Origin of the sequence: Geothrix paludis (genome assembly GCF_022808815.1) — a bacterium.
Taxonomy (GTDB): Bacteria; Acidobacteriota; Holophagae; order Holophagales; family Holophagaceae; genus Geothrix; species Geothrix paludis.
This window is the reverse complement of record NZ_JAKZLC010000003.1, coordinates 433,922-445,799: the sequence shown is the minus strand read 5'-3', so window position 1 is coordinate 445,799 and position 11,878 is coordinate 433,922. Positions and strand designations below refer to the sequence as shown.

Below are 11,878 nucleotides of genomic sequence, written 5' to 3'. Positions count from 1 at the left end.
TCAACCCCCTTCCGTCAGGTAGGAACGGATCATCTCGGCGTCCTCGGCATCCGGGCGGGCCGCCAGGTACCGGCCGAAGGCCTCCCGCATCTCGGGCAGCCGTCCGGCCTTGCGGTGGAGGACGCCCAGGGCCCGGTGGACTTCGGGCGGCACGCCCGGCAGGCCCGCGGCCTTCTGGTAGGCGGCCAGCGCGCGCTCGCCGTCCCCGTCCGAGGCCCGCAGGCGGTAGGCCTCGCCCAGGAAGTAGGCGGCCTGGCCGTCCTTGGGATCCGCCGCGGTGAGCCGGTCCAGCAGAGCCAGACTCTCGCCGAACTTGCGGCGCCGGAGCTCGTCCTCCAGCCAGAGCTGGCGCCAGGGCGCCGTGGCCTGCCGGAGGGCCGGGGCGCGGGGGTCGAGATCCGGTTGGCCGAGGGCCTTGGCCGCGGCCTCCAGCTTGGTCTGGCGCTCCTTCTCCGTGGGATGCGTGGCGAAGAGGAGGCTCCGGGAGGAGGCGTCGCCCGTCCAGTCCTTCTCCGCCTGCAGTTCCGCCAGGAGGTTCGTCCAGACCTTCGAGGCCTCCAGGGGCGGATAGCCCGCGGCGGCCATCAGCTCCAGCCCGATCTGATCGGCCACCCGCTCGTGGTTCCGGCTGTAGGCGAACGCCCCGGCCAGGATGCCCAGGCCCGCCAGCGTGCCGGCCACGGGCACCAGGCCCAGGACATGGGCGAAGGCCGTCCGCGACTTGGCGTCCCGGAGGCGCTCCACCGAATGGCGCGCCATGTAGTGCCCCACCTCGTGGCCGATCACCGCGGCCAATTGGGCTTCGTTCTCGGCCCGGAGGATCAGCCCCGTCCAGACCTGCATCATGCCGTTGGGGGCCATGTTCGCGTTGAAGTAGGGGGACCGGACTACATAGGTGCGCACATCCGGGCAGTGGGCCTGGGCCAGGCGGCAGGTGATGGCGTGGACATAGGCGGACAGGGCCCCGTCCCGCACCAGGAAGGAGCTCTGGCGCAGGCGCTCCTCCTCCCGGTCCATGAGGGCCCAGAGGCCGCCCTCATCCGTCTTCGGCGAGGGCCGCGGGATCCGGGGCGGCGGCGTCCAGCCCTGCGCCGCCCTTAGCGCCGGGCCCAGGAGGGCCATGGCGCCGCAGCACCCGCAGGTCTCGACAAAGTCGCGGCGGTCCACACCCTACTCCGGGAATTCCTTGAGCAGATGGCCGAGGGTGGCCTTCGCGGGTTCCAGTTCCCGCACATCCCCGGTGACCTTGGCCATCTCGTTGAACCACAGGATGCGGCCCGTCTTCAGATCCACCAGGGAGGCGTAGCCCACCTGGGCGCCCCCGCCCACCCCCACGCCGAGCGCCGCGTAGAGGACCATGGTCGCCACCCGGCCGCCGGTGGCGTAGCTGTCCCGCAGGAAGATGAACAGCGCGTAGTCCGCCGAGGCCTGCTTCCGGATCTCGGCGACCTCCTCGCCCAGGGACCAGTCGAGCTTCCCGGCCTTGCTGGGCAGCTTCCAGCTGCCGAAGTGGTGGAGGTCGATGGCGCGGGCCACGGCGCCGTGCAGGTGGTTGAGCTCCGCCAGGAGCTCTCCGTCCCCGGGCGGCACGGGCACGAAGGTCCCGCCCTGCCCCGCCTTCCGGAGACGGAGGGCCTCCTTCAGATTCGCGATGGCCTTGGTGGTCCACTCCGCCCGGGGTTCCAGCACGCCGCCGGCGGTCACGGCGAACAGTTCCACGTCGAGCGGCATCACGGCTACCGTGGCCCCGGCGGGCAGGCCCGTGAAGCCCTCGGCGAGGTGGGACTGGGCGGCGAGCCCACGGCCCAGACTCAGGATCAGGGCCAGGAAGATCAGGCGGAAACGGACCATGGGATGCCTCCGGATGCACGGAGCAGGTCATGTGTGGGATCGGTTCCTTCCATGCTATCCCCTGACGCAAGCGGGGCCGGCTGAGCCGGCCCCGCGGGGTGCTAGGTGGGAATGCCTACTTCCGGGCCGACTTGGAGGTGCCCAGATCGCGGAGGGCCACCTGGCCCTGGCGGCCGAAGTCGATGGCCTCGCCGAGGATGCGGGCGACCTCCTGGGGCGCGTGGAAGCCCATGGAGTTCTCGGCATTCACGAAGTCGACCCGCCACTGGGCCTTGCGCTGGAGCTCGAGGATGGGCTTGAGCTTCGCCTCGTCCACGCCGGCCTTCTTGGCGGCCTCGATGTCACTGATGAGGTTCACCACGGCGTCCTCGGCGCGGTCCATGAGCGCCTTGGTGCGGTCCTGGATGGCCGTCACGCGGGCCTTCAGCTCCTCCTCTGGGAAGCGGTGGCAGGTCTGGCAGGAGCGCGAGACATTGAGCAGCGGGCTGCGCACCTGGTGGTCGCTGACCTTGAGGGCGCCTTCGCGGACGTAGGGCATGTGGCAGTCCGCGCAGGAGACGCCGGAGCGGGCGTGGATGCCCTGGCTCCACATCTCGAACTCGGGGTGCTGGGCCTTGAGGACCTCGGCGCCGGTCTTGCCGTGCTGCCAGTCGAAGAAGCGGTGGCCGTCAGGGAACTTGTAGCTGTCGTAGTAGGCCTCGATCTGCTCGACCTTCAGGCCGTTGTTCCAGGGGAAGAAGAGCGTCGTCTTGGGCCCGCAGTAGTACTCCACGTGGCACTGGCCGCACACCATGGACCGCATCTCCTGGCGGGAGGCGTCGCGGTTCGCGTCATAGGGCGTGGCGCGGTCGCCCTTGCGCCACTTCTCGATGGACGGCAGGTGCGGCACCGGCTCGGGGCTGTTGGCCAGGGCCACGATGCCGCGGATGAAGCCGGGCTTGGTGACGCGCAGGGCCATGTTCTTGGGGTCGTGGCAGTCGATGCAGGCCACGGGGTGCTTCACCAGCTTGGTGGCGTCGGCGTAGGGCATCTTGCACACGGCTTCGAAGCCGGCCATGAGCTGGGCCTGGGCGTTGGCGCTGGTGAAGTCCTCATCCAGCGTGCCGGGCGCGCCGGCCTTCAGGCCCTGCTCGCGGAAGGCCACGGTGTTCGAGGCGTGGCAGTGGAGGCAGGAGCCGGGCTGCTTGCGCTCGGTGACGCGCTTGGTGTTGCGCTGGTCGTCCAGCATGTAGGCGTGGCCGCGGCGCTGGTTGAAGTCGATGGCGAAGGCGTAGCCGTCGAAGATGGTCACCAGCCGCGGATCCTCCTGGATGCGGCTCTTGGGCAGGGCCTCGCTGCCGGCGCCGCCGTACTTGGTGTTGTACTTCTCGGAGGTCTTTAGGTAGGTCTCGTACTCGCGGGGGAAGTTCTTCCCCCACAGGGCGGGATCGACGACCTTCTCGTCGAGGTCCACGAGCTTGAAGCTGGTCTGCTTCGCCTCGGCCTTGCGGGTGGTGATGCTGGCGTAGAGGGCCATCACGAGCACCGTCGCCACGGCGGCGCCCGCGGCGATGAGGCCCATCCGGACCACAGGCCGGGAGAAGAACGGGGTGGGGTTGTCGGTCATCGGGGGTTCCTCCCGCGTGGCGGGCCACGCGCCTTAAGGTGGGATCGGGGGTGGGATCAGGGGTAGGTGGTCAGGTCGGTCGGAAGCTCAGCCCATGGGCCCATGGCCCACCTCCTGGTGGCAGCGCACGCAGCCGTAGAGGTCGGCCTTCTGGGTCGGGTCCGTGGGCACGCCCAGGGTGCCGTGGGCGGTGATCTCGCCTGTCAGCTCGCCGTGGCAGCGGATGCAGTTGTCCTCCAGCACCTTGGCGTTGCCGGGCTTGATGCGGATGGGCTCCGCGAAATTCAGCAGCGTGAAGGCCTTCGAGTGGTGGTACCCGTTGCTGGCCTTCACGAAGAACTTGTTCACGACGTTGTCGTGAGGCAGGTGGCAGTCGTTGCACACGGCCACCGCATGGTGCGAACCGTGCCGCCAGCTGTCGTACTCCCCGCGCATCACGTGGCAGTTCACGCAGACCTGGGGATCGTTCGACAGGTACGACGTGCCGTGGGCCGCCACGAACGTGTAGGCCCCGGACCCCACGAAGACGCCCGCGAAGACGCTGGCGAGGACGCTCAACAGGAAGAGGCGACGCTTTCCGCTCACGGGGTATCCATCCGATGTCCGAGGGTCCGTCCTCCGACCGGAACAGGATGAGATAAAATTAGGACCTGTCAATCCGATATCAAAATATCTTTTCAGACTAAATGGTTGCCTATGAAGAGCAAGAGCCGGCAGGGCCGGCTCTTGCTCAATGGGTCGAGAGGTCCTAATCCAGCGTGATCGCCCCGTTCACCGTGCTCAGGTGGATGTCCTGGTCCCCTCCGGGGAAGGTGGCCGTGACCCGCCGCTTGGCCACCTCCACCTGCTCAGCGCCCTTCGCCTTGAAGGTGATGCCGCCGTTCAGCGTGGTGGCGGTGAGGTGCCCCTTCAGGCCCGCGATCTGGAGGTGGATGGTGCCGTTGACGGTCTCGGCCTTGACCCCGCGGCCCAGGCCGTCCAGACCCGTGCCTTTGATGGTGCCGTTTACGGTCTGGATGGTGAGGCCCCCCTGCACCCGCTCCAGGGTGACGGCGCCGTTCACCGTGGTCGCCTGAAGGGAATCCCCCAGATCCATGGCGCGCACCCCGCCGTTCACGGTGGTGAGGCTGGCGGCGCCCCGGGTTCCGCTGAGGGCCACTTCACCGTTCACGGTCTCCAGGGAGGAGACCACGCGACGCGGCACCTTGAGGGTCATCTGGCACTGCGGCCCCTGGTAGGAACCCCAGCCATTGTGCTTGGGATACTCGCCGCGGATTTCCAGACCGTTCTTCCCGGATTCGAGGACCACCTTCACCTGCTCGTCCCGGCTGCTGGGCTTGAACTCGCCCGTGAACTGCACCTCGTCGCGATCCCAGGCCTCCACGTGGATGAATCCATTGACGTTCTTCACCTTGAGCGTCGAGCCGGCCGCCAGGGGCACCGTGCGGGTCTCGGTGGTCTTCTCCGCTTTGATGGGCTGGATCACCTGGGTCTGGGCGGCGAGCGGGGCCCAGAGGAGGACGGCGGCCACGGCCGCGGCGAGGGGATGGGTGAGGGACATGGAAGCCTCCTGCGCTGTCAGAGAACGATGGAGGTGATACGAAGGCCTTCGGAGGCGGTTTAGACTCCTTTCCAGCTCCGTATACTTGGGAGTGCGCGGAGTCCCCATGTCCCAGACCATCGACCGCCCCGAGCTCAGCCCCGCCGAGTGGAAGCTCATCCAGGATCTGCGCTCCCTCCCGGACGCGGCCCTCCGGGAGCGCATGCAGACCTCCATCGGCGAGCTGCTGTTCTTCTTCCAAACCCCCCGCTGCCAGGGCATCGGCATCGAGGGCTTCCCCTGCGGCGATCCGCGTTCCTCCTGCGAGGACTGCCACCAGATCTGGGACACGCTCGACAAGGTGGCCGAGCGGGTCCGCAAGGCCTGAGCGACCGGCGTCAGCGCGCCAGCCAGCGGTCGCCGAAGTTCACGAGGATCGCGCCCGCCAGGATGAACCCGGCCCCGAGAAGGCGGATCCAGGACAGGCCCCGCGCCTGGAGGCCGATGAGGCCGAAATGATCGAAGGCCAGCGAGGAGCACACCTGCCCCGCCACGATGAGCGACACCATGGCCGCCAGGCCGATGCGGGGAGCCAGCAGGGTCGTCCCGAACACGAAGAAGGCCCCCAGGAAGCCGCCCAGCCACTGCCACCACGGCACGCGGGATAGGCCGCCCAGCGCCGCGAAGGGTTGGCCCGTGAGGGCGGAGACCACCAGCAGCGCCGCGGTGCCCACCGCGAAGGACACCAGGGCCGCCAGCATGGAGCCGCTGTGGAGCGATGCCCTGAGCGCGTTGTTGACGGCCGACTGGAGGGGCACCGCCAGCCCGATGGCGAAGGCCATCACGAGAAAGAGCAGAACCATGCGTGCCTCCGCCTGGAAGGGCCCATGGTAGCCACCTTGGAAGCCCCGGCCATCCTTTGACGGGGCCTCCTCAGAGGGCGCACACGCGATTGCGCCCCTCCACCTTCGCCCGGTAGAGGCCTGCGTCCGCCCGGGCCAGCATCTGCCCCGCATCCAGGTCCCCCGGGCCCCGCTCGGCGATGCCGAGGCTGCAAGTGACCAGCAGCCCGCCGCCGGGAAGGGGCACGGGCACTTCCCCCATGGCCTTCCGGAAGCGCTCCGCAAGGGGCCGTGCGCCATTCAGGTCCGTCTCCGGAAGGATCACGAGGAACTCCTCGCCGCCGATGCGGCCGGCCAGGTCCGCCTCGCGCAGCGTGGCCCGCAGCCGCTCCCCGAAGACCTGGAGCACGAAGTCCCCGGCCCCGTGGCCGTGGGTGTCGTTGATCTGCTTGAAGTGGTCCAGGTCGCACATCAGCACCGACAGCGGCCGGCCGTAGCGCACGCTGAGGCCGAAGCGGGTCTGGAACTCCGCCAGGGCGCGGGTGCGGTTGGCCAGGCCCGTGAGCGGGTCCTTGGTACTGAGGTCCAGCAGGGTCTCGTGGAAGGCGCGCTCGAGGGGGTCCATGGCCACCAGCTTCAGCACGTGCCCGCCGATGGCCATGCGATCGCCCGGATGCAGGGCCACGGCCCCCTGGATGCGCGAACCGTTCAGCAGGGTGCCGTTGGTGGACCCGAGGTCTTCCAGCCACACCTGGCCGCCGATCACGCCAATCCGGGCGTGGTGCCGGCTCACCTCGCCATCCAGCAGCGCCACCTGGACGTCCGGCGCCCGGCCGATGAGGGAAGCCCCGGGCCGCAGGGCGAAGATCCGTCCCAGAGCCGCGCCCGCGTAGGCCACCAACGCCCATTCCGAAGGAGCCTCGGGGAGGTCGCCTCCGGGCTGGATCCCCGCCAGCGTGGGCATGTCCGCGGTGACGGGCGCCTGCACGGGCCGGGGCGGGGCAGGCCGTTTGCGCACCATGGGTCCTCCGGGAGATCCCTTCTTTTTTGGAAGACTACATCCCACCTGCCGGAACCACCTCTTGTCTTTTACCCAACACCTGGTACATTGAATCTTCCACTCGTTGGGGAGTGGTCTAATGGTAGGACAACAGATTCTGGTTCTGTCAGGTGAGGGTTCGAGTCCTTCCTCCCCAACCACTCAAAACTTGGTTCCTGGTCCCATCGTCTAGCGGTTAGGACGACGCCCTCTCACGGCGTAAACAGGGGTTCGATTCCCCTTGGGACTACCAGCAAGCCCCCTAGAGAAATCTAGGGGGCTCTTGTTTTTAAACGGCGTCAGCCTTCGCCCTCTGGGCCCCACGGGGCAATTACGGGGCAAACCCGTGTGCGAAGCACTCCGAAGAGTGACGAACCCGCATCACACGAACCAGAGCACAAGGCGCACAAGGCCGGCGCCGATCATCAACGGCACACAGCACCCGGCCATCTTCCCGGCCCTGCGTTGCCGCCCGCTCCGGGAGAGCGGAATGCCGATCTGACGCGACAGCCGCGCCTGGGCCTGGGAGATGCCCAGGGCGCGGCGCCACGAAAAGGAGAGTCCAGGGATACCTGATCCCTTGCGTCCCATGCTGCCTCCGGTTGGGTTCTCACGATTCTACGGCGGCCCGCTCGGACGACTCCGCACCATCTGTCCCAGGCCGCTGGGAGTCCTCCGTCAGGGTTCGGAGGGCGAGCCACGGGAGCGGGCACGGATCCGCGCAGGCGGCCATGGCCTCGAAGAGGAAGGCGGCCCGCTTCGCCCCCTCCGCACGCGACTCCCCCTCCATCGCCTGGACGAGGATGGAGGCCAGAGCCGGAGCCAGCACCACGATTGCCTGTCGCAGCTGTCGCACCATCTCATCCCGGCATGTCTGCCCCTCACCAAAGGCCAGAACTTCCGGCATCGCCCTCGCCACGTAGGCAAAGGCCCGGGCCCGGTTCCCATGCGGGCCAGCTGTCGCGCGTTCATGAACAGGAGGCCGTGCGTGCTCGATGAAATCCAGATACCAGGGGAGCACCGCGGCCAGGTCATAGGCCCCCTGGATCATCCCGGGCATCCCCAGCCTCTGCCACCGTTGCAAGGTCCGAGGCGTCACGCCAAGGGCCGCGGCCAAGTCCAGGTGTCGGATTCGCATTCGTCCTCCTCATCATCAGAGCGGCGCCATGGGCCTGTGGCCTCTAGCTAGTAAAGCCGGGAGGGCTGCCGCGATACCCTCCCGGTAGGCCCTGGGAAGGACCCGTGAAGCCCAGAGCCCGGGGGCGGGGCGATCTGGGCCCCTGGCATCCCCTGCCTCAGGCTCCCGGGCACGGCACAGGCACCTCCTTCCTCGACCTCACATGCACCGTCCCGCCCCTGGGACAGGCCGGCCCTGGCCTCTGCCTCTGCCCTGGGGAGGCCCCCCTCATGCTCCATGATTCCCGCCCGCTCTTCCCGCAGACCCTGGGCCTCCCGGATGGGCAAGCCAGCGCAGAGCTGGGCCAGCACAGGATCAACGGCCCCCGCATGACCTTCCACCTGGTGCCTCATGGGCAGGCGATCTGCCCAGCTCACCTGGCCCCGCCCTTCCCACAGGTGTTCCAGGTGTTTCCATGAATCCCAAAGCCAACGCCTGTGCGGCTTTGAATGGGAACACCTAGCCTCTTCCCGAAGGTGTTTCCGGCGTGCCCCAGGTGTTCCCTACCCCCGGGCCCCAGGTTCAGCAGGTGGAACATGGGAACACCTAGGGAACACCTAGGGAAACACCTTGAGGTGTTCCCTTGAGAGTCAACATTGATGCGGGTTTCCATGATTGAAACACCTGGAACACCTGATTGAGCACGTCCCGGAAGGATCACTCATCGCCCCCCTGATGCTGTGCCACGCGGCAAGCCCGAATGACGTAGCACCGCACAGCCCCATGCCCGGGGATCTTGATGGACCGGGCCAGCTTCCCTGCCCCATCCGGTTCCAGGATGCCGGCATCGGCACAGGCCCGCGCCACGTCCCGGGCTCCGGACCCCTGGCAAGCCTCCCTCCAGCCTTCGGAGGTGATGAAGTAGTCCCACCCGTCCACCGGACCTTCAGCCCGCTTCCTGGTCCCGGCCCGGTTGATTACCCGCGCCTCCCTGACTCCCCACTCATCGAATCGAGAGGTGCCGTGCTTCTCGATGAAGGCGAGCACCGCCTCGATGCCCTTGTGCGTCTCCGAGGCCCCAGCGTGCCCGCGCCGATCCAGCCAAGCCCGGAAGCACTCCCCCGCGGCCCGGAACGACTCGCCCTCCGGCCAGGGCAGAACACCCATGCGCTGGGCCAGCTCCCCGGCCACGGCCACCAGGGCGAACCGCCCTCCCACGCGCCGAACCTGGGCATCCGCACCCTGCGGAATCGTGGCTTCCATCCACTCGGCCTCCATCTCCAGGAGCTTCCCTTGGATGAAGGCCCGGCGCTCCCACTCCGCGCACAGGCCCTCCAGGAAGGCCCGGGAGGCGTGCCCGTAGTGCGCCCGCGCCTGGGCCTTCAAGTGCTCGGCCAGGGCCCCCTGGCCTGGGAATCCATGGGCCCCCTCGAAGATCCCGGAGGTTGGGCAGGGAATGTCTGGCACCCGCACCTCGTGACCCGCCATGGCTCGCTTCCCCGCCCCGGCCAGGATGGCGTCCACCCCGCGCTCCCCTGTGCTCAGGAAGATCAGGCCCCACTGGTGCAAGGGGCGTGTGCCGCCCTCCCGCTTGGCCCGGACCTTGGCAGATCCGTTCGCCAGCATGTAGGCCACGTCCCCGATCTCATCATCCTTCGCCTGGTTCATCTCATCGAGAGGCAGGAACCCGTCATTGCGTGAGGCGGCCACTCCCTCCAGCCCATTCGACGTGGCTCGCCAGGTGGGGAGAGTATCCACGCTCCCCCAGACGGACGCGGCCACCTCAAGCACCGTGCTTTTCCCTTTGGAGCTGGCCCCCTGGATGTTGAACCCGCCGCGGGCATCGGGGCGCACCATGCGGAGGAGCGGCCCTGCGAAGGCGCAAGCCAGGGCGAAAGCGAGGCGGGGCTCTCCCACCGCATAGGCGGCCACCTGGTCCTGCCACCCCTGAAGCGTGCCGCCTGTCCCCGCATTCACAGGCGATCCCGCTCCCGAGTAGCGCACCGCCTCCGCGGTCTTCCCCACCACGCTCCCATCCGGAAGCACAAAGGCCCCACCGTGCCATCCGAGGGTTTCCACCAGGCGCACCCGGGCCCGGATCTTCGGCGCGGCCCCGCACAGGTAGCGCAGCAGGGCCTTCCTGGGCCCAGGGTCCGGGGAGAGCATCATGCCGCCCTGGGCCAAGGTCCGGGCCAGGTCCGTGCCCTCACCGCTCAGAAGGTCGAAGGGCACCGCTTCCTCGTGATGCACTCCGTCCAGGTCGTCCCAGGCGATGAGCAGTCGCCACCCCGAGGATTCCAGGTCACGCACCAGGCCCGGGAGGGTGAAGGGCGGGGCGATCCAGGTTCGAGCTGGGGGGAGAGGTTGCCCTTCTGCATCCTTCCCGTTCTCCTTCACCAGGAAAAGGCCCCGCGTGCCCCACTCGAACCCGGCCACGCAGGGCCGGCCCTCCGGCGCCTGGGGCGTATCTTCGCCTCCGCGGCCCTGGGGCCCGCGTGCGGGCTCCATCAGCGCACAGCCCAGCTCCGTGCTCCCCTGGGCCCGTTGCCAGGCGTCTGCCACCTTGTGCTCCAGCTCGGCCCGGCTCCAGCTCGGCTCGCACTTCGGGTTATGCACCTCCTCCATCAGGACCAGGGCCTCGGCCTCCGTGAGGTTGAACCTCGTGACCACCTTCAAGGCGGCCTCGAAGGTGGCTCCGCTCCCGTTGCTCCCCTGGATGCCCCCGGGCATCGTTTCGAGGTAGGCCCCCGCCCGTCGTAGCACGGCCTCCCGGTCCTGGTGGAGGGGCGGCACCTCCGGCGCACACGGCGCTGTGGTGGCTTGCCCTCGGTCCACCGGGAAGGCGGCGCGGATCTGGTCCCGTGTGTAGCGGGGCCCATCGGCCCATTCGAGGATCACGGGGGCGGGTTCGGCCTTCCGATGGAGGAAGCCGGGCACCCGGAGCACCCGCGCCACATCGCAGGCTTGCAGGTCCCCGCCGAAGGGGGCCAGGGCCCAGGCGATGGCCTTCACCTCGGCCTCGTGCTCGGCCCTCCGCTCCTTATCCCCGCATGGCATCAGAGCATCCGCGCACCAGTAGAGGTGCCACCCTCCCGGCGTCCGGACCACCATCGAGGGGCACAGAGGCAGGGCGGCCAGGTCCAGGGCCTGCTGTGCCCCCTTGGAATCCACGTCGCACCACCAGGCCCGGAGCGTCCGGATGTTCGATTTCTTGCGGCCCTTCCCGTCCGTGCCGTTCACCGCCACGAACACCCCCGCCCCGCGCCGGTTCAGGTCCTCCAGGGCGGCCCGGTTCTGTTCCAGGGGCCCGTGGATGGTCCGGGCCAGCGTGCCGCGGGGCTTCCCTCCGGGCTTCTCATCATCGAAGGTCTGAAAGGTCAGGCCCTCACCCTCCGGGGAGAGGCAAGCCAGGAAGGCATGTGCAGAGGAATCAGTCGTCTGTGCGCTCACCGCGCACCTCCCTTTCGCCAGATCCCAGCCCGCTGGGCGTCAATTCCCTCCAACGCCAGGAAAAGCGCGGCGCCCCAGGGCGTGCCTGCGTCCTCTTCCTGGATCAGCACTCGCCCCTTCCAGTAGAGGAAGCGCACGGCCTCTTGGCGTCCCTGCCAGGGCATCATGAGCACCCCCCCATGCCGGCGCTTCACGCGGCGCAGCTCCCGGGCGCGGGAGATGAGACGGGCGGCCAGGCCGGGCAGACAGGAGGGCTCCCCGTCCGCCAAGTCCTCAGGACCAAGAGGCATGACCAGAGGGGGCGCTACGATGCTCAGGGCACGGCCATGCCCCAGGACAGTTCGAGGGAAAATCAGGAAATCACGCATCCGCCCCCCCGTTGCGATGGGCGATGGATGGGCAGACACTGAGGGGGCAGAGGGTGTGCCGCACC

Annotated in this window: 12 protein-coding genes and 2 tRNA genes; 4 read left to right on the top strand and 10 right to left on the bottom strand. The window is 68.6% G+C overall.

The genetic code is table 11. From position 1 onward, the window contains the following. The 5 genes from MLE64_RS10360 to MLE64_RS10340 form a co-directional block, all read right to left on the bottom strand. A complete protein-coding gene (locus MLE64_RS10360; protein ID WP_243317652.1) occupies positions 1–1,167 on the bottom strand; it encodes a M48 family metalloprotease in 1,167 nt (388 codons plus the stop codon). Between the two features lie 3 nt (positions 1,168–1,170). Then, positions 1,171–1,851, bottom strand: a complete 681-nt coding sequence (locus MLE64_RS10355) for a hypothetical protein (protein WP_243317651.1) — start codon at positions 1,849–1,851, stop codon at positions 1,171–1,173. 115 nt (positions 1,852–1,966) lie between these two features. Further along, positions 1,967–3,457: an ammonia-forming cytochrome c nitrite reductase subunit c552 gene (locus tag MLE64_RS10350; protein ID WP_243317650.1), complete on the bottom strand. Its 1,491-nt coding sequence runs from the start codon at positions 3,455–3,457 to the stop codon at positions 1,967–1,969. A gap of 87 nt (positions 3,458–3,544) precedes the next feature. Continuing rightward, a complete protein-coding gene (gene nrfH, locus MLE64_RS10345) occupies positions 3,545–4,042 on the bottom strand; it encodes a cytochrome c nitrite reductase small subunit (RefSeq protein WP_243286772.1) in 498 nt (165 codons plus the stop codon). A 163-nt stretch (positions 4,043–4,205) separates the two neighbouring features. After that, complete coding sequence (locus tag MLE64_RS10340) at positions 4,206–5,018, bottom strand: DUF4097 family beta strand repeat-containing protein (RefSeq protein ID WP_243317649.1); 813 nt, start codon at positions 5,016–5,018, stop codon at positions 4,206–4,208. Positions 5,019–5,124: 106 nt separating this feature from the next. Here MLE64_RS10340 and MLE64_RS10335 point away from each other — a divergent pair, with 106 nt between their 5' ends. Continuing rightward, positions 5,125–5,385, top strand: coding sequence for a hypothetical protein (locus MLE64_RS10335; protein ID WP_243286774.1), 261 nt, complete (start codon positions 5,125–5,127; stop codon positions 5,383–5,385). Positions 5,386–5,395: 10 nt separating this feature from the next. Here MLE64_RS10335 and MLE64_RS10330 read toward each other — a convergent pair whose 3' ends face one another. Next, positions 5,396–5,860 carry a DMT family transporter gene (locus MLE64_RS10330; RefSeq protein WP_243317648.1) on the bottom strand — a complete coding sequence of 155 codons (465 nt, stop codon included), beginning with the start codon at positions 5,858–5,860 and terminating at the stop codon, positions 5,396–5,398. A 70-nt stretch (positions 5,861–5,930) separates the two neighbouring features. Further along, entirely contained in the window at positions 5,931–6,860 is a 930-nt protein-coding gene (locus MLE64_RS10325) for a GGDEF domain-containing protein (protein WP_243317647.1), read from the bottom strand. A gap of 104 nt (positions 6,861–6,964) precedes the next feature. Here MLE64_RS10325 and MLE64_RS10320 point away from each other — a divergent pair. Beyond that, a tRNA-Gln gene (locus MLE64_RS10320) sits at positions 6,965–7,039 on the top strand. 17 nt (positions 7,040–7,056) lie between these two features. After that, positions 7,057–7,131 (top strand) — tRNA-Glu (locus MLE64_RS10315). Positions 7,132–7,488: 357 nt separating this feature from the next. Here MLE64_RS10315 and MLE64_RS10310 read toward each other — a convergent pair. After that, positions 7,489–7,929, bottom strand: coding sequence for a hypothetical protein (locus tag MLE64_RS10310; RefSeq protein ID WP_243317646.1), 441 nt, complete (start codon positions 7,927–7,929; stop codon positions 7,489–7,491). Between the two features lie 191 nt (positions 7,930–8,120). On the opposite strand from MLE64_RS10310, the gene MLE64_RS10305 reads away from it, so the two are divergent. After that, positions 8,121–8,474, top strand: coding sequence for a hypothetical protein (locus MLE64_RS10305; RefSeq protein ID WP_243317645.1), 354 nt, complete (start codon positions 8,121–8,123; stop codon positions 8,472–8,474). Between the two features lie 238 nt (positions 8,475–8,712). Here the strand turns inward: MLE64_RS10305 and MLE64_RS10300 are convergent, their stop codons facing one another. Together MLE64_RS10300 and MLE64_RS10295 are read right to left on the bottom strand one after the other, a co-directional pair. Further along, positions 8,713–11,445: a DUF927 domain-containing protein gene (locus tag MLE64_RS10300; protein ID WP_243317644.1), complete on the bottom strand. Its 2,733-nt coding sequence runs from the start codon at positions 11,443–11,445 to the stop codon at positions 8,713–8,715. Continuing rightward, positions 11,442–11,735 (bottom strand): hypothetical protein, encoded by a 294-nt coding sequence (locus tag MLE64_RS10295; protein WP_243317643.1) that lies wholly within the window; start codon positions 11,733–11,735, stop codon positions 11,442–11,444. Before MLE64_RS10295 ends, MLE64_RS10300 begins: the two co-directional genes overlap by 4 nt. Positions 11,736–11,878 lie beyond the last annotated feature (143 nt).

What these genes read in the sequence shown, in the direction of transcription:
- MLE64_RS10355 (WP_243317651.1), bottom strand. Translation starts at nt 1,851, where the DNA reads ATGGTCCGTTTCCGCCTGATCTTCCTGGCCCTGATCCTGAGTCTGGGC.
- MLE64_RS10350 (WP_243317650.1), bottom strand. Translation starts at nt 3,457, where the DNA reads ATGACCGACAACCCCACCCCGTTCTTCTCCCGGCCTGTGGTCCGGATG.
- MLE64_RS10340 (WP_243317649.1), bottom strand. Translation starts at nt 5,018, where the DNA reads ATGTCCCTCACCCATCCCCTCGCCGCGGCCGTGGCCGCCGTCCTCCTC.
- MLE64_RS10335 (WP_243286774.1), top strand. Translation starts at nt 5,125, where the DNA reads ATGTCCCAGACCATCGACCGCCCCGAGCTCAGCCCCGCCGAGTGGAAG.
- MLE64_RS10330 (WP_243317648.1), bottom strand. Translation starts at nt 5,860, where the DNA reads ATGGTTCTGCTCTTTCTCGTGATGGCCTTCGCCATCGGGCTGGCGGTG.
- MLE64_RS10325 (WP_243317647.1), bottom strand. Translation starts at nt 6,860, where the DNA reads ATGGTGCGCAAACGGCCTGCCCCGCCCCGGCCCGTGCAGGCGCCCGTC.
- MLE64_RS10310 (WP_243317646.1), bottom strand. Translation starts at nt 7,929, where the DNA reads ATGATCCAGGGGGCCTATGACCTGGCCGCGGTGCTCCCCTGGTATCTG.
- MLE64_RS10295 (WP_243317643.1), bottom strand. Translation starts at nt 11,735, where the DNA reads ATGCCTCTTGGTCCTGAGGACTTGGCGGACGGGGAGCCCTCCTGTCTG.